Genomic DNA, 17,244 nt, shown 5'->3' with positions numbered 1-17,244 from the left:
CCGCACCCCTTCGCGTTGCCGCCTACTGCTGCTTGGACTGCAGGAACGCGTCGAACATCCGCTTCGCGTCCTGGCCCAGGTTGGGGCCGGCCAGCATGCTGGTGGGGGTGTTGCCGACCGAGGTGTTGGAGAACAGGGCGAGCTTGCCGTCGTGCCGGGTGAACCAGCCGCCGCCGCTGGAGCCGCCGGTCATGGTGCAGCCGATGGAGAGCATCGGCGGCCGGGAGGCGTCGTAGACGTACGGGGTCGGCTTGGCCGCGGAGTCGCAGTGCTCGAGCTCCTGGCCGTCGAACGGGTCGTCGGCGGGGTAGCCGTAGGCGGAGGGCGTGGTGATCTGGTCGGGCTGGGCGCCGAACCAGATCGGGACGGCGCCGCCGACCGTCTCCTCCAGCGACTTGCTGCCGCCGTTCTGGTTGACCACCCGGATCACCGCGAAGTCGAACTGGCTGGCCGGGCCGCCCTTCTCGCCGCCCTCGGCGCCCCACTGCGGCATCACGTAGATGTTCCGGGCCGCCCACACGCCGAGCGGGGCGACCTGCTCGAAGGTGCCCTTCCTGCCGTTGCTGGCCGCGCCGGCCTTGTTGTAGGCGGGCACGAAGCTGATCTTCTTGAAGTAGTCGCCGCCCTTGCCCTCGTGGACGCAGTGCGCGGCGGTCCACACCAGGTTGGACTTGCCGGGGTGCTGCGGGTCGGCGACCACGGTGCCGGAGCACTCGGCGTAGCTGTCGGCGGCGATCTGCATGAAGATCTTGCCGACCACCGCGGTGTCCGGGTTGTAGGGGTGCGGCTGGGCCTTGGCGGGGATCGCGTTCGGGAAGACCACCTCGGCCCGGGTCGGCGTCTTGGCCTGCGCGACGTTGGCCTCCTTGGGCTTGACGCCCTTGGCCGAGTTCAGCTTGCCCTGGTCCCAGAAGTCCTTGAGGGCCGCGACGTCCTCGGGCTTGAAGCCGTGCTTGGAGGCCCAGTCCGCCCAGTCGTCGGCGGTCCAGCTGGCGACCTTGGCGAGGGCGTCCTGGATGTCCTTCAGGTCGATGCTCGGCTTGGAGGCGGTGCCGCTCGCGGCGACGCCCGGCTTCGGGTCGTCGTTCTGGCAGGCGGTGGCGGTCAGGGCGAGGACGGTCACCAGGGCCGCCGCGGCGGCGGCCCGGCCGCGGCGCGGCGTGCGGTGCGTGGTGGTGGTCATGGGCGATCCCCGTGTTCGTCTGGCGGTCGGACTGTCGGGTGGAGGTGACGCGGGGTCACTTCCGGGAGATGTAGTCGAGTGCCTGGCGGGCGACGCCCTCCAGGTAGGGGCCGTTCAGCGCGGTGTGCGCCTGGGTGCCGATCGAGGTGTTGCTGACCAGCCGCTGGCGGCCGTCCGGGCCGTCGGCGAACCAGCCGCCGCCGGAGGCGCCGCCGGTCATCGTGCAGCCGATCACCAGCATCGCCGGGCGGTTCGCGTCGAAGCTGCGGGAGCCCGGGCGGCCGGAGTCGCAGCGCTGCAGCTCCTGGCCGTCGAAGGGCGGGGTGGCCGGGTATCCCCAGGCCTGGATGGCGAGTTGCTCGCGCGGGGCGTCGAACCAGACCGGCACGGCGGTACCGATCACCTCCTCCAGCGAGCGCTGCTCGCCCTCGGGTCCGTGCACCTTCATCACGGCGAAGTCGTACTGGTTGGCGGCGTCGCCGCCCCGGGTGCCCTCGGTGGTCCACAGCGGCGAGGTGATCACCTGGTCGGCCCACCACTGGCCCAGCGGGGCGATCTCGGCGAGGGCCGCCTTGTGGTGGTCGCTGGCCGCGCCGGAGGAGTTGTAGGCGGGCACGAAGACCAGGTTCTTGTACCAGTCGCCGCCCTTGCCCTCGTGGACGCAGTGCGCGGCGGTCCACACCAGGTCGGACTTGCCGGGGTGCTGCGGGTAGGCGACCACGGTGGCCGAGCACTGGCCGGTGCCGCCGTTCGGCGCGGTCATGAACACCTTCCCGGAGGCCGGGTACCCGGTGTAGGGCCGCGGCACCGGCTGGGCCTGCACGGCGGGCGGCGCGGCCGGGGCCGAGGCGGAAGCCGACGGCGCGGCCGAGGACGGCGCGGGCGAGGCGGGCGACGGCTCGGGGACGGCGGCGGGCTGCTGCGGCGGCGCCTGGTCCATCCGCTCGGCGCTCCACAGGCCCGGCACCGCCGGGTTGCGGAAGCCGTGCCGCTGCGCCCAGCGGTCCCAGTCGGCGAAGCCCCAGTGCTTCAACTCGGCGAAGCCGTGCGGCCCTTCGCCCCCGTCGCCGCCGCCCGAGGTGCACGCGGCGACCCCGCACAGCACGGCCGCCGCGGTCAGTGCGGCCACGGCCCGACGCCCGATCGCCATCGTCCATCCCCCTGTGGCAGTCCGTCTCCCCGAGGGACAGTCTTCCATCCGTCCCCGACGGCCTCGCGGGCGGTGCGCTCCTGTTGACGTCCGGTCACCGAAACGTGACCGTGACGGCGCGTCAGGGTCGCAGCTCTCACACGGACGGGTGAGTGATCGTCGGAAAGTCACTGGAACGAGTGAGCTGATCTTGTGCCGGGACGCGCGGGATAGGTAGCCCTTACCTGAAGGCAATCGCGCGGCTCAAGGAGCGGATTTGGCCACCACCCTCACCGGAGTCCTCCCGGCTGCCCGGCCGGCCGCCGGGCACCCCGTCCCGGACCCGCTGCTCGACCCCGATCCGGCCGTCGCCGCCGAACACGCCGCCACCGAGAGCCTGTTGCGCTGCTGGGCCCGGGAGACCGCGGCCCCGCGCCCGGACGGCGGGGTGCTGCGCATCCCGGTGCTCGGCGGCGCCGCGCAGCTGTCCGCGCCGGTGGCGCACTGGTCCGCGTGCGGCTGGCACCGCTTCGGCCCGGCCACCGTCTCCACCGGCGCCGACGAGCACCCGGTGGACGCCGTCACCGTCGCCGCCCTGGTGGCGGGCGCCACCGGACGCCCCGAGCCGGGCCAACTCGCCGACCTGACGGCCCGGGTGGCCGACTCGGTGGGCCGCACCGCGGAGATCCTCGCCCACCGCCGGTCGATCTCCACCGCCCCCGCCGACCCGTTCCTGCGCGCCGAGCAGTCGCTGCTGCTCGGCCACCCGCTGCACCCCACCCCGAAGAGCCGCGACGGCCTCGGCCCGGCCCAGTCCGCCGCGTACTCGCCCGAACTGCACGGCTCGTTCAAGCTGCACTGGTGGGCCGTGGACCGCTCGCTGCTGGCGGCCGACTCCGCCACCGGCACGCCCGCCGAGCAGCTCACCGCCGAGCTGTACGGCCGCGCGGTGCCCGCGGGCACCGCCGTCCTGCCGCTGCACCCGTGGCAGGCCCGGGAGTTGGCGCTGCGCCCGGCCGTCGCCGAGCTGCTCGACGCGGGCCTGCTGCGCGACCTCGGCCAGCACGGCGAGCCCTGGCACCCGACCAGCTCGGTGCGCACCGTCTGCCGGCCCGGCACCCCGTGGATGCTCAAGCTGTCGCTGGGCCTGCGGATCACCAACTCCCGCCGGGAGAACCTGCGCAAGGAGCTGCACCGCGGCGCCGAGGTGCACCGGCTGCTGACCGCCGGGCTCGCCAAGCGCTGGCACGCCGCCCACCCGGGCTTCGACATCGTCCGCGACCCGGCCTGGATCGGCGTCGACCACCCGGCCCTCGGCGACCCGAACGGCCTGGACACCGTGCTGCGGCAGCAGCCGTTCACGCCCGCCGACCGGGCGCTGTGCGTCGCCGGGCTGGTCGCCGAACAGCCGATCGGCCGGCTCACCTCGCAACTCGCGAACATCCTGGGAGAGTTGGCGGCCCGCACCGGACGGCCGGGGCCGACCGTCGCCACCGAGTGGTTCCTGCGGTACCTGGACGCCGTGGTGCTGCCGATCCTCTGGCTGGACGGCCAGGCCGGCATCGCCCTCGAAGCCCACCAGCAGAACAGCCTGGTGCTGCTGGACGCCGAGGGCTGGCCGACCGGCGGCCGCTACCGCGACAACCAGGGCTACTACTTCCGCGCCTCGCACACCGACCGGCTGCACGCCCGGCTGCCCGAACTCGGCGCCCGCAGCGACACCTTCGTCCCCGACGCGGTCGCCGACGAACGCTTCGCCTACTACCTCGGCATCAACCACGTGCTCGGCCTGATCGGCGCCTTCGGCTCCCAGCGGCTCGCCGACGAACAGGTGCTGCTCGCCGCGCTGCGCCGCTTCCTGTCCGGCGAGGCCGCCCGGGCCACCGGCTCGACGCTGCCCGCCCACCTGCTGGACGCGCCGACCCTGCGCTGCAAGGCCAACCTGCTGACCCGGCTGCACGGCCTGGACGAACTGGTCGGCCCGGTGGAGACCCAGTCGGTGTACGTGGAGATCGACAACCCGGTGGCCCGGGCGTGACACCCGACCTCGGCCCGATGCCCACCCCGGCCGGAGAACTCGTGCTCCGGCCGGTCCGGCTCCCCGACGACCTCGACCTGCTCACCGGCTGGATGAACGACCCGGCGGTGGCCGCCTGGTGGGAGCTGGCCGGCCCGCCCGCCACCACCGCCGCGCACCTCGCCCCGCAGCTCGCCGGCGACGGCCGCAGCCAGCCCCGGATCGCACTGCTCGACGGCGCGCCCACCGGCTACTTCGAGCTGTACCGCGCCGACCTCGACCCGCTCGCCGCGCACTACCCGGCCCGCCCGTACGACACCGGCCTGCACCTGCTGCTCGGCCCCCCGGCCGCCCGCGGCCGCGGACTCGGCGCCCTGCTGCTCGACGCGATCGCCACCCGGCTGCTGGAGCGCCACCGGGCCTGCACCCGGGTGCTCGCCGAACCGGACGTCCGCAACACGCCGTCCGTCCGGGCGTTCGCCGCCGCCGGGTTCACCCGCGCCGCCGAGCTCGACCTGCCCGACAAACGCGCTGCCCTGATGGTCCGTCAGCGCGTCGAATCCTAGGACGACATGACACCCCACGACGACACGACCGGCCGCCAGTCCGAGCCGTACGACCTGATCGGCGTCGGCATCGGCCCGTTCAACCTCTCGCTGGCGGCGCTCGCCGACCGGTCCGACGCGGTCAGCGCGCTCTTCCTCGACGCCCGGCCCGAGTTCCGCTGGCACCCCGGCATGCTCGTCGACGGCGCCCGGATGCAGGTCCCGTTCCTCGCCGACCTGGTCTCGCTGGTCGACCCGACCAACCCCTGGTCCTTCCTCAACTACCTGCGCGAGCAGCAGCGGCTGTTCCCGTTCTACTTCAGCGAGCGCTTCCACCTGCCCCGCCGCGAGTACGAGCACTACTGCCGCTGGGCCGCGGACCGGCTCCCCAACTGCCGCTTCGACAGCCCCGTCACCGCCGTCCACTGGGACGCCGAGCAGCGGCTCTACCTGGTGCACGCCGCCGGCCGGCTGCACCGCGCCCGCAACCTGGTGCTCGGCACCGGCACCGAACCCGCCCGCCCCGAGGCGTTCGCCGCGCTGCGCCACCACCCCGCCGTGCTGCACTCCGCCGACTACCTGACGGAGCGCCACCGGCTCGACGCGGCGGCCCGGGACATCACCGTCGTCGGCTCCGGCCAGTCCGGTGCCGAGGTCTTCCTCGACCTGCTGCGCCGCCGGGCCGGCGACGGCACCCGGCTGCGCTGGCTCACCCGCAGCCGGGCGCTCGCCCCGATGGAGTACTCCAAGCTCGGCCTGGAGCAGTTCACCCCCGACTACACCCGCTACTTCCACGGCCTGCCCGAGCCGGTCCGCGACGCGCTGGTCCCCGCCCAGTGGCAGCTGCACAAGGCCGCCAGCGCGGAGACCCTCGGCGAGATCCACGACCACCTGTACGAGCGCACCGTGGGCCGCCCGATCGACGCCGACCCGGTGGAGATCCTCCCCGGCACCGCCGTCACCGAGGCCGCCCAGGGACCCTGCGGCGGACTCGAACTGCACTGCCGGCACGGCGACTCCGGGCTGCGCCACCTGGTCCGCACCGACGCCGTGGTGCTCGCCACCGGCTACCGCGCGGTCCGGCCGCCCGCGCTCGACCCGATCGCCGACCTGATCGAGTGGGACGGGCAGGGCCGCTACCGCGTCGACCTGGACCACCGGGTCGCCGTCGCACCCGAACTCACCGGCGGTCTGTACGTCCAGAACGCCGAGCTGCACACTCACGGTGTCGGCACCCCGGACCTCGGACTCGGCGCCCACCGGGCCGCCGTGATCCTCAACGCCATCGCCGGCAAGACCCTCCACCCGCTGCCCCCGCGCACCGCCTGGACCACCTTCCTCCCGCCCACCGCCCCGACCTCCGCACCTCCCGCCACCGTCGTGCTCCCGCGCCCCCAGGAAGGGAACGAGCGTGCCGCAGCCGCCCGTTGAGACCGAACTCCACCTGCCGCCACAGCTCACCCCCGAGCACTGGCAGGCCGCCGGCCGGGCGATGCTCGCCAAGCTGTTCGCCGAGTTCGCCTACGAGGAACTGCTCGCCCCGCGACCCGACGGCGACCGGTACCTCATCGAACTGCCCGCCGCCGCCTACCGGTTCACCGCCCGCCGGGGCGCCTACGGAAGCTGGCGGGTCGACCCGGCGTCCATCGAGGGCGGCGACGACCCGCTGCGCTTCCTCCAACAGGCCAGGCACACCCTCGGGTTGAGCGGCGACACCACCGGCCACCTGGTCCGCGAGCTGACCGCCACGCTGATCGCCGACGCCCACCACCAGGCCACCGCGCTGACCGCCGCCGAACTCGCCGACCTCGACCACGTCGCCCTCGAAGGCCGGCAGACCGGCCACCCGTGGATCGTCCCCAACAAGGGCCGGATCGGCTTCTCCGCCTCCGACGCCGCCCAGTGGGCCCCCGAGGCCCGGCTGCCCCGCCGGCTGCCCTGGCTCGCCGTGCACCGCGACCTCGCCACCTTCCGCGGCGACGAGACCATCTACGACACCGAGCTCGACCCCGGCTTCCGCGACCAACTCGGAGAGCGCGCCGAGGAGTTCCTGCTGCTCCCGGTGCACCCCTGGCAGTGGGACGAGACCGTGGTCGGCCTGTTCGCGCCGTGGATCGCCAGCGGCGCCATCATCCCGCTGCCCAGCGACGGCGACCTGCGACTGCCCCAGCAGTCCATCCGCAGCTTCTTCAACCTCAGCCGCCCCGACCGCTGCACCGTCAAACTGCCGCTCGCCATCCTCAACACCCTGGTCTGGCGCGGCCTGCCCACCGAACGCACCCTCGCCGCGCCCGCCGTCACCGCCTGGATCCACGGCCTGCGCGACCGGGACCCGTTCCTGCGCGACGAGTGCCGGGTCATCCTGCTCGGCGAGATCGCCTCCGTCGCCGTCGAGCACCCGCTCTACCGCGACCTGCCCGACGCGCCCTACCAGTACAAGGAACTGCTCGGCGCGATCTGGCGCGAACCGCTCGGCCGCCACCTGGAGCCCGGCGAGCGCGCCCGCACCCTCGCCGCCCTGCTGCAGACCGGCTCCGACGGCCGCGCCCTCGCCGCCGAACTCGTCACCCGCTCCGGCCTCACCCCTCGCGCGTGGGTCGGCCGGCTGTTCGCGACCATGCTCCCGCCGCTGCTGCACTTCCTGTACCGCTACGGCACCGTCTTCTCCCCGCACGGCGAGAACGCCATCGTGGTCTTCGACGAGCACGACGTCCCGGTCCGCCTCGCGGTCAAGGACTTCGTCGACGACGTCAACATCAGCGCCCACCCGCTGCCCGAACTCGCCGACCTGCCGGCCGACGTCGCCGACGTGCTGCTGCGCGAACACCCCGACTACCTCTGCCAGTTCCTGCACTCCGGCCTGTTCATCGGGGTCTACCGCTACCTCGCCCCGCTACTCGAGGAGCAACTCGGCCTGCCCGAGCAGGAGTTCTGGGAGCTGCTGCGCGCGGAGATCCTCGCCTGCCAGCAGCGCTTCCCCGAACTCGCCGACCGGCACCGGCTGTTCGACCTGCTCACGCCCGCCATCGACCGGCTCTGCCTGAACCGCAACCGGCTGCTCCTCGACGGCTACCGCGACCGCCCGAACCGCCCGCACGCCGCCGTGCACGGCCAGGTCGCCAACCCGCTGCACCCCGGAGTGGACCTGCCCGCCCAACGGGACCGGATTGTCACCCCCGCGCCGTAGGCTGGGGGGCGTCATGACGAACGACACCGCACCCCTGCCCGGCGGCCCCGACACGGCCGAGCCCGCCGCCCCGGTCCCCGCCTCCCGCATCCCGGAGCTGCTGCACGCCGCCGTCACCGCCGTCGGCGGCGTGGAGCGGCCCGGGCAGGTCCGGATGGCCGAGGCGGTCGCCGCCGCCGTCGACGACGGGGAGCACCTCCTCGTCCAGGCCGGCACCGGCACCGGAAAGTCCCTCGCCTACCTGGTGCCCGCCGTCGCGCACGGCGACCGGGTGGTGGTCGCCACCGCCACGCTGGCCCTGCAGCGCCAGCTGGTCGAGCGCGACCTCCCGCGCACCGTCGACGCGCTCCACCCGGAGCTGCGCCGCCGCCCGCTGTTCGCGATGCTCAAGGGCCGCTCCAACTACCTGTGCCTGCACCGCGCCAACGAGGGCACGCCGAGCGACGAGGGCGAGGGCCTGTTCGACCCGGTCGACGCCCTCGGCGGCCCCACCGGCAAGCTCGGCCAGGACGTGCTGCGGCTGCGCGAATGGGCGCAGGAGACCGAGACCGGCGACCGCGACGACCTCACCCCCGGCGTCTCCGACAAGGCCTGGGCCCAGCTCTCGGTCACCTCCAAGGAGTGCCTCGGCGCGTCCCGCTGCGCCTACGGCCAGGAGTGCTTCGCCGAGCAGGCCCGGGAGCGCGCCAAGCTCGCCGACGTGGTCGTCACCAACCACGCGATGCTCGCCATCGACGCCATCGAGGGCGCCCCCGTCCTCCCCGAACACGGCCTGCTGATCATCGACGAGGCGCACGAACTGGTGAACCGGGTCACCGGCGCGGCCACCGCCGAACTCACCGTCGGCGCGGTCAACCGGGCGGTCAAGCGCGCCGCCAAGCTCGCCAACGAGAAGGCCGTCGACGCGCTGCAGGCCGCCGCCGAGAACTTCCACGGCCTGATGGAGACCGCCCAGCCCGGCCAGGTCGAGGAGCTCCCCGAGTACCTCGGCTACGCGGTGGCGGGCATCCGCGACGCCTGCCGGCAGGTCATCACCTCGCTCGGCGAGACCCGCGACAAGGGCCTCAGCGACGAGGACGCCGTCCGCAAGCAGGCGATGGCCTCCGCCGAGACCCTGCACGAGACCGCCGACCGGCTGCTCACCGGATCCGAGTACGACGTCATCTGGATCGAGCGCAGCGACCGCTTCGGCCTCGGCACCGCCTCGCTGCGGGTCGCCCCGCTCTCCGTCTCCGGCCTGCTCCGCGAGACCCTCTACCGCGAGCGCTCCGTCGTCCTGACCTCCGCCACCCTCAAGCTCGGCGGGGACTTCAACGGCGTCGCCACCTCGCTCGGCCTGCCCGGCGAGACCCGGCTGCCCGACCAGCGCACCCCCGACGGGCCCACCGCCGAGATCGGCGAGGACGCCCCGCCCTACTGGCGCGGCCTCGACGTCGGCTCCCCGTTCACCTACCCCAAGCAGGGCATCCTCTACGTCGCCCGCCACCTCCCGCCGCCCGGGCGGGAACCCGACCGCCCCGAGATGCTCGACGAACTCGCCGACCTGATCGGCGCCGCCGGCGGTCGCACGCTCGGCCTGTTCTCCTCGATGCGGGCCGCGCAGGCCGCCGCGGAGGCCCTGCGGGAGCGACTCGACCTGCCGATCCTGCTGCAGGGCGAGGACACCCTCGGCGAGCTGATCCGGGAGTTCGCCTCCGACGCCCGCACCTGCCTGTTCGGCACCCTCTCGCTCTGGCAGGGCGTCGACGTCCCCGGCTCCGCCTGCCAGCTCGTCGTCATGGACCGGATCCCGTTCCCGCGCCCCGACGACCCGCTGATGAGCGCCCGGCAGAAGGACGTCGAATCCCGCGGCGGCAACGGCTTCATGGCGGTCGCCGCCACGCACGCCGCGCTGCTGATGGCGCAGGGCGCCGGCCGCCTGGTCCGCGCCGCGGACGACCGCGGCATCGTCGCCGTCCTCGACCCCCGCCTCGCCACCGCCCGCTACGGCGGCTTCTTCCGCTCCTCGATGCCGGACTTCTGGTACACCACCGACCGCAACCAGGTCCGCAAGTCGCTCGCCGCGATCGACGCCTCCGCGCCGCCCGTCAAGCCGCGCTAGCACAGCAAGATCGGCCCACGGCGAGAACCATTCTCCGTGGGCCGATCTTGCTGTGGGGTGCCTTCCGTGACTACAAGCGGCGGAGGACCGCGACGACCTTGCCGAGGATGGTGGCGTTGTCGCCCGGGATCGGCTCGTACGCCGCGTTGTGCGGCATCAGCCAGATCTTGCCGTCCTCGCGCTTCAGCCGCTTGACCGTCGCCTCGCCGTCGATCATCGCGGCGACGATGTCGCCGTTCTCGGCGACCGGCTGGCGGCGGACGGTCACCCAGTCGCCGTCGCAGATCGCCGCCTCGATCATCGAGTCGCCCTTGACCGTCAGCGCGAACAGCTCGCCCTCGCCGACGAGTTGACGGGGGAGCGGGAAGACGTCCTCGACGGTCTGCTCGGCGAGGATCGGGCCGCCGGCGGCGATCCGGCCGACCAGCGGGACGTAGGAGGTGGAGGGGCGGCCCGCCGTCTCCGCCGCGGCCGGGCGGGCGACCTCGACGCCGCGGACCTCGTACGCGCGCGGCCGGTGCGGGTCGCGGCGCAGGAAGCCCTTGCGCTCCAGGGCCATCAGCTGGTGCGCGACCGAGGAGGTGGAGGAGAGCCCGACCGCCTGGCCGATCTCCCGCATGGACGGCGGGTAGCCGCGACGCTGGACCGAGTCGCGGATCACCTCGATGACACGGCGCTGACGCTCGGTCAGCCCGGCCTCGTCGGTACGGATGCCGGGTGGCCGGCCGGGGAGGGAGCGGACGACGGGGGTGGGCACGCCGAGCGGGGATTCCTCGATCGGCTGACTACGGCTCATGGTCTGATCCATGCTCTCCTGGTCAGTGGTGCGCGCGGAACGCTCCTGCACCGGGATGGCGGTCTTGGCTTCGGCGGTGTGGATGACGCTGGGGGTGGACATCGCGGCGACCCTTCGACTGGTGCTCCATCTGCCCAGCTCAACTGGTGCCCCTATCGAAAGGTTGCGCCAAACACACGTTCGAGTGAATTTATTCGAGGTTGGCTGACTTGATCAAGCCTCCGGGTGTAAGTCGATTGCATGTTCGACTCGAACAGTCTATGGGGTGTCGCCGGGAGCTGTCTCCGATTCCGGCGCGTCCGACCGGCGTGGCGCACCCCGCACACAAGATCTAGTGGCTAGTGTCCTGGGTCGGGCACAGGTCTTGTGTTCAGGTAGAGTGTTTCGAGTTGTTCGCCGTCGTGTCGCAGGGAGGGAGTTCCAGGTGCACTGCCCCTTCTGCCGGCATCCGGACAGCCGAGTCGTGGACAGTCGCGCGAGCGACGACGGCAGCTCGATCCGCCGCCGCCGCCAGTGCCCCGACTGCAGTCGGCGCTTCACCACGGTGGAGACCGCCACCCTGATGGTGATCAAGCGCAGCGGCGTCACCGAGCCCTTCTCCCGCGAGAAGGTGATCTCCGGCGTCCGCAAGGCGTGCCAGGGCCGCCCGGTCACCGAGGACGCGCTGGCCCAGCTCGGGCAGCGGGTCGAGGAGTGCGTCCGGGCGAGCGGCAGTGCGGAACTCTCGACGCACGACGTCGGTTTGGCCATACTCGGCCCCCTGAAGGAGTTGGACGTGGTGGCGTACCTGCGGTTCGCCAGCGTCTACCGGGCCTTCGACAACCTTGAGGACTTCGAGGCCGCGATCGCGGAGCTGCGCTCCGAGCGGCCGGTCGCCCCCGAACCGGTGCCCGTGCCCTGAGCACGGCCCACCGGTCGTTTTTTCGCAGCATCACACCCTGTGTCACCCGTGCGCCGTGGTCGGGCTTCCGGCTGCCCGCACACCAGGAGAACGAACCAGCGGTGCCCGGACTTTTCAGGGCACTTCGGGCGTTTGCCCAGGAGGAGGAGCAAGACAGTGACGGACACGACGAGCGGTTCCGCACGCGGTTCGAGGTCGGAGAAGTCCGCGAAGGGCGCCGCCAAGGGCGCCAAGGCGGGTCTGCGGCTGGAGCGCATCTACACCACCCCTGGGGTCCACCCGTACGACGCGGTGACCTGGGAGCGCCGTGACGTCGTGATGACCAACTGGCGTGACGGCTCGATCAACTTCGAGCAGCGCGGCGTGGAGTTCCCCGACTTCTGGTCGGTGAACGCGGTCAACATCGTGACCAGCAAGTACTTCCGCGGCGCGGTCGGCAGCCCGCAGCGCGAGCGGAGCCTGAAGCAGATCATCGACCGGGTGGTGCTGACCTACCGCGCCGCCGGCGAGAAGCACGGCTACTTCGCCACCCCGGACGACGCCGAGATCTTCGAGCACGAGCTGACGCACGCCCTCCTCCACCAGGTGTTCAGCTTCAACTCGCCGGTCTGGTTCAACGTCGGCACCCAGCAGCCGCAGCAGGTCTCCGCCTGCTTCATCCTGTCCGTCGACGACTCCATGGAGTCGATCCTCGACTGGTACAAGGAAGAGGGCATGATCTTCAAGGGCGGTTCCGGCGCGGGCCTGAACCTGTCCCGGATCCGCTCCTCCAAGGAGCTGCTCTCCTCCGGCGGCAACGCCTCCGGCCCGGTCTCCTTCATGCGCGGCGCCGACGCCTCGGCCGGCACCATCAAGTCCGGCGGCGCGACCCGCCGGGCCGCCAAGATGGTCGTGCTGGACGTCGACCACCCGGACGTCGAGGCCTTCATCGAGACCAAGGTGAAGGAGGAGGAGAAGATCCGCGCGCTGCGCGACGCCGGGTTCGACATGGACCTGGGCGGCGACGACATCACCTCCGTCCAGTACCAGAACGCCAACAACTCGGTCCGCGTCAACGACGAGTTCATGACCGCGGTGGAGAACGGCACCGGCTTCGGCCTGCGCGGCCGGATGACCGGCGAGGTCATCGAGACCGTCGACGCCAAGGGCCTGTTCCGGAAGATGGCCGAGGCCGCGTGGGCCTGCGCCGACCCGGGCATCCAGTACGACTCGGTGATCAACCACTGGCACACCTGCCCCGAGTCGGGCCGGATCAACGCCTCCAACCCGTGCTCCGAGTACATGCACCTGGACAACTCCAGCTGCAACCTCGCCTCGCTGAACCTGATGAAGTTCCTGCGCGACGACGACTCCTTCGACGCGCAGACCTTCGCCAAGGTCGTCGAGCTGGTCATCACCGCGATGGACATCTCCATCTGCTTCGCCGACTTCCCGACCGAGAAGATCGGCGAGACCACCCGCGCCTACCGCCAGCTCGGCATCGGCTACGCCAACCTCGGCGCGCTGCTGATGGCCACCGGCCACGCCTACGACTCCGAGGGCGGCCGCGCGCTGGCCGGCGCCGTGACCTCGCTGATGACCGGCACCGCCTACCGCCGCTCCGCCGAACTGGCCGGCGTGGTCGGCCCGTACGACGGCTACGCCCGCAACGCGGCCCCGCACCAGCGGGTCATGAAGCAGCACGCGGACGCCTCGGCCGCGGTCGCCCCGCTGGACGACCTGGACACCCCGGTGTGGGCGATCGCCAACTCCACCTGGGCGGACGTCGTCCGGCTCGGCGCGCAGAACGGCTTCCGCAACGCGCAGGCCTCGGTGCTCGCCCCGACCGGCACCATCGGCCTGATGATGGACTGCGACACCACCGGCGTCGAACCCGACCTGGCCCTGGTCAAGTTCAAGAAGCTGGTCGGCGGCGGCTCGATGCAGATCGTCAACGGCACCGTCCCGCGCGCCCTGAACCGCCTCGGCTACCAGGACGAGCAGGTCGAGGCGATCGTCGCGCACATCGCCGAGCACGGGAACGTCATCGACGCGCCCGGCCTGAAGGCCGCCCACTACGAGGTGTTCGACTGCGCCATGGGCGAGCGGTCGATCTCCCCGATGGGCCACGTGCGGATGATGGCCGCGATCCAGCCGTGGATCTCCGGCGCGATCTCCAAGACCGTCAACATGCCGGAGAACGCCACCGTCGAAGAGGTCGAGGAGATCTACTTCCAGGCCTGGAAGCTCGGCGTCAAGGCGCTGGCGATCTACCGCGACAACTGCAAGGTCGGCCAGCCGCTGTCGGCCAAGACCAAGGCCCCGGCGGCGGTCGCCGAGCCGGTCGCGGCCCCGGCCGTCGAGAAGGTCGTCGAGTACCGCCCGACCCGCAAGCGCCTGCCCAAGGGCCGGCCCGGCATCACCACCTCCTTCACGGTCGGTGGCGCCGAGGGCTACATGACCGCCAACTCCTACCCGGACGACGGCCTCGGCGAGGTCTTCCTGAAGATGTCCAAGCAGGGCTCGACCCTCGCGGGCATGATGGACGCCTTCTCCATCGCCGTCTCGGTCGGCCTGCAGTACGGCGTGCCGCTGGAGACCTACGTCTCGAAGTTCACCAACATGCGCTTCGAGCCGGCCGGCCTCACCGACGACCCGGACGTGCGGATGGCGCAGTCCATCGTGGACTACATCTTCCGCCGCCTGGCGCTGGACTTCCTGCCCTTCGAGACCCGTTCCGCGCTGGGCATCCACTCCGTCGAGGAGCGCACCCGGCACCTGGAGACCGGCTCCTACGAGCCGATCGAGGAGGACGTCGACGTCGAGGCGCTGGCGCAGTCCGCGCCGCTCGCCCCCGCGAAGCCGCACGTCGCCCTGCCGCTCGTCGAGCAGCCCAAGGCCGCCCCGGCCGCGCACAACTCGACCGAGCTCGCGGAGATCCGCCTCGGCCTGAACGCCGACGCCCCGCTCTGCTTCTCCTGCGGCACCAAGATGCGCCGCGCCGGCAGCTGCTACCTCTGCGAGGGCTGCGGCTCCACCAGCGGCTGCAGCTGAGCCTGCTTGACCAGGTGTGTCCCCCCGGCGTGCTGTTCGCCGGGGGGACACACCTGTTGACGGAGCGTCAGCCGGCTCCTCACTGCATGTTCTCGAGATGCGGGTGGTCGAAGGAGGTCGGGCAGACGTAGATCTGCATGCTGTAGCTGCGGCCGATCTGCACCATCGGCGGATCCGAGGGCGTGCGCAGCCCGGTGGGGCCGGGAGGGTCTTCGCGGTCCTCCAGCGGGATCCAGCTGCGGCTGCCGCCGTCCCACTCGCCGGAGCTGACGGTGAGCAGCGGCCGGTACTCGGCCTGGCAGACCTCGCAGTTCATCGGCCGGGGGTCGCTGAAGCTCCACGGGCCCCAGCCGCCGATCTTCCAGCCGGGGGCGACGGAGTGCTCGTACTGGTAGTAGGCGCCTCCGGGGCTCCGCTCCTCGTCCGGGTCCTGTGCGGCCCACACGCCGAGACCCCAGTCGTGGAGGCGCTCGGCGAGTTCCTCCGGCAGCTCGTGGGGTGCCGGGTACTCGGTCACGACCTCGGGGTGGAGGAGGCACGGCTCGGGCACGTAGTTGCCGTAGTGCTCGACGTCTGCGGGCTGCGGCGGATCGGTGAGCACCTCCTCGACGTTCGCGGAGCCGCGCCAGACCAGGTGCGCGGCGGGGAGGCCGTGGTCGTGGCCCAGCGGGCACCACAGCACCTGGAGGACGCCCGCACCCTCGGGGCCGACCAGCCCCGGTACGTCGCGCAGGTAGAGCTGGGCGACCGGAAGCAGCGCGTTGGGCCCGTCGTTCGCCGGATGCCCGGCTTCGAGCCGGTCGAGGTAGGCCTCCTGCTCGGGGTCGAGCAGGTTCTCGCGGGGACCGCGAGGACGGCGCCAGGCCGCTTCGAGCAGGGCGCGGCTCTTGCGGACGTCGTCCAGCGAGACGGGCAGCTCGTGGTGTTCGTGCTCCTGCGTACAGACCGGCCACTCCTCGTCGGCAGGCCACAGCAGCGGCCCGCCGACCGAGCTGTCGTGGACGGTCGGCTCGCCCGGCCGCGGGTGCAGGCGCACCGCCTGCCGGGCCAGCGGGGCCAACTCCGGGAAGACGGCCGCGATGTCGACCGGCCGGGGCGGGGTGGTGCGCGCCAACGCAACTCCTTCGACTGTCACCTGCGAGCCTCGGCCGGGACCCTACCGGGCCGCGCGGACAGCCCGGTGCCGCGGCGCGGCCGGGCCGACGCGGCAGCACGGAGGCGCGTCCAGGCCGTCGGCGTCCGACCCGTGCGGCATCATTGCGGGCATGGAACTGGAGCCTTACCGGGGTGAGTTGACGGCCTACTGCTACCGGATGCTGGGCTCCTTCCAGGAGGCCGAGGACCTGGTGCAGGAGACGCTGCTGCGGGCCTGGAAGGCGCGCGAGCGGTACGACCCGTTGCGCGCCTCGGTGCGGACGTGGCTGTACCGGATCGCCACCAACGTCTGCCTCACCGCGCTGGAGGGCCGGGCCCGGCGCCCGCTGCCGTCCGGACTCGGCGCGCCGAGCGAGGACGTGAACGTGCCGCTCACGCCCGCCGGCGACGTCCCGTGGCTGGAGCCGTTCCCCGACGCCCGGTTCGACGTCGAGCGGCGGGCCGACCTGCGGCTCGCCTGGGTGGCCGCGGTGCAGCACCTGCCGGCCCGTCAGCGCGCGGTGCTGGTGCTGCGCGAGGTGCTGGCGTTCTCCGCCGCCGAGGTGGCCGGGCAGCTCGACACCACCGTCGCCGCCGTCAACAGCGCGCTGCAGCGCGCCCGCGCCGCCGTCGCCGAGGTCGGCGACGCGGACCGGCTGCGCGAGCCGGACGACCCCGAGGTGCGGGCCGTGGTCCAGCGCTACCTGCTGGCCTTCGAGGCGGCGGACGTCCCCGCGCTGGTGCGGCTGCTGGCCGAGGACGCCGTGCTGGAGATGCCGCCCGTGCCGCTCTGGTACCGGGGCCGCGGGTACTACGGGCAGTTCATGGAGCGGGTCTTCGCGATGCGCGGCGCCGGCTGGGCGATGCGCGAGCTCACCGCCAACGGACAGCCCGCACTGGCCGCGTACGCGCCCGCCGGCCCCCTGCTGCGCCTGCACAGCCTGCAGGTGCTCACCGTGGTCGACGGGCTGGTCACGGACAACGTGGTCTTCGCGGACCCGCGCGGCTTCGCGGGCTTCGGGCTTCCGCTGGAGATCGCGGGTGAGATCCCCGGGGAGAATTCCGCGCAGCCGCGATGAGTTCGGCGGGGGCCGCCGGTACGTACCGGTGAGCACCCAACCGAAGGGAATCTCAATGATCGTGTCAAGCCGTCTGCGTGACCGACGGGGCGGAGGTGAACAGCCTCTTGTCACGCAGCATCGCCCACAGCACATCGAC

Annotated in this window: 11 protein-coding genes and 1 pseudogene; 8 read left to right on the top strand and 4 right to left on the bottom strand. The window is 72.6% G+C overall.

Going from position 1 to position 17,244, the window contains the following annotated elements:
- Window positions 1–22: 22 nt before the first annotated feature.
- Window positions 23–1,183 (bottom strand): trypsin-like serine peptidase, encoded by a 1,161-nt coding sequence (locus ACWD4U_RS27775; RefSeq protein ID WP_363458361.1) that lies wholly within the window; start codon window positions 1,181–1,183, stop codon window positions 23–25.
- A 55-nt stretch (window positions 1,184–1,238) separates the two neighbouring features.
- The gene (locus ACWD4U_RS27770) at window positions 1,239–2,333 is read right to left on the bottom strand and encodes a trypsin-like serine peptidase (RefSeq protein WP_363458363.1); all 1,095 of its coding nucleotides are present in this window, start codon (window positions 2,331–2,333) and stop codon (window positions 1,239–1,241) included.
- A 256-nt stretch (window positions 2,334–2,589) separates the two neighbouring features.
- Here ACWD4U_RS27770 and ACWD4U_RS27765 point away from each other — a divergent pair, with 256 nt between their 5' ends.
- The 5 genes from ACWD4U_RS27765 to ACWD4U_RS27745 are packed head-to-tail and all read left to right on the top strand — an operon-like array spanning window position 2,590 to window position 10,162.
- Window positions 2,590–4,350 (top strand): IucA/IucC family protein, encoded by a 1,761-nt coding sequence (locus ACWD4U_RS27765; RefSeq protein ID WP_363458365.1) that lies wholly within the window; start codon window positions 2,590–2,592, stop codon window positions 4,348–4,350.
- Window positions 4,347–4,895 (top strand): GNAT family N-acetyltransferase, encoded by a 549-nt coding sequence (locus ACWD4U_RS27760; RefSeq protein WP_449787333.1) that lies wholly within the window; start codon window positions 4,347–4,349, stop codon window positions 4,893–4,895. The genes ACWD4U_RS27765 and ACWD4U_RS27760 overlap by 4 nt, the downstream gene beginning before the upstream one ends.
- Before the next feature lie 6 nt (window positions 4,896–4,901).
- On the top strand, window positions 4,902–6,305 hold the full coding sequence (locus ACWD4U_RS27755) for a lysine N(6)-hydroxylase/L-ornithine N(5)-oxygenase family protein (RefSeq protein WP_363458367.1): 1,404 nt from the start codon (window positions 4,902–4,904) through the stop codon (window positions 6,303–6,305).
- On the top strand, window positions 6,286–8,061 hold the full coding sequence (locus ACWD4U_RS27750) for an IucA/IucC family protein (protein ID WP_449787332.1): 1,776 nt from the start codon (window positions 6,286–6,288) through the stop codon (window positions 8,059–8,061). Before ACWD4U_RS27755 ends, ACWD4U_RS27750 begins: the two co-directional genes overlap by 20 nt.
- A gap of 13 nt (window positions 8,062–8,074) precedes the next feature.
- Window positions 8,075–10,162, top strand: a complete 2,088-nt coding sequence (locus tag ACWD4U_RS27745; RefSeq protein ID WP_363458369.1) for an ATP-dependent DNA helicase — start codon at window positions 8,075–8,077, stop codon at window positions 10,160–10,162.
- A gap of 70 nt (window positions 10,163–10,232) precedes the next feature.
- Here the strand turns inward: ACWD4U_RS27745 and lexA are convergent.
- Window positions 10,233–10,904: pseudogene (lexA, locus tag ACWD4U_RS27740) on the bottom strand (transcriptional repressor LexA); the annotation flags it as partial.
- Window positions 10,905–11,382: 478 nt separating this feature from the next.
- Here lexA and nrdR point away from each other — a divergent pair.
- Together nrdR and ACWD4U_RS27730 are read left to right on the top strand one after the other, a co-directional pair.
- Complete coding sequence (gene nrdR, locus ACWD4U_RS27735) at window positions 11,383–11,859, top strand: transcriptional regulator NrdR (protein WP_363458370.1); 477 nt, start codon at window positions 11,383–11,385, stop codon at window positions 11,857–11,859.
- Between the two features lie 156 nt (window positions 11,860–12,015).
- Complete coding sequence (locus ACWD4U_RS27730; RefSeq protein ID WP_363458372.1) at window positions 12,016–14,892, top strand: vitamin B12-dependent ribonucleotide reductase; 2,877 nt, start codon at window positions 12,016–12,018, stop codon at window positions 14,890–14,892.
- Window positions 14,893–14,971: 79 nt separating this feature from the next.
- On the opposite strand, the gene ACWD4U_RS27725 is transcribed toward ACWD4U_RS27730, so the two are convergent.
- Window positions 14,972–16,006, bottom strand: coding sequence for a hypothetical protein (locus ACWD4U_RS27725; RefSeq protein WP_363458374.1), 1,035 nt, complete (start codon window positions 16,004–16,006; stop codon window positions 14,972–14,974).
- Window positions 16,007–16,157: 151 nt separating this feature from the next.
- Here ACWD4U_RS27725 and ACWD4U_RS27720 point away from each other — a divergent pair, with 151 nt between their 5' ends.
- The gene (locus tag ACWD4U_RS27720) at window positions 16,158–17,105 is read left to right on the top strand and encodes a sigma-70 family RNA polymerase sigma factor (protein WP_363458376.1); all 948 of its coding nucleotides are present in this window, start codon (window positions 16,158–16,160) and stop codon (window positions 17,103–17,105) included.
- Window positions 17,106–17,244 lie beyond the last annotated feature (139 nt).

This window comes from Kitasatospora sp. NPDC002522 (genome assembly GCF_053595195.1).
Note: the sequence above shows the minus strand (reverse complement) of the source record. Positions and strands in the feature narration are given on the sequence as shown.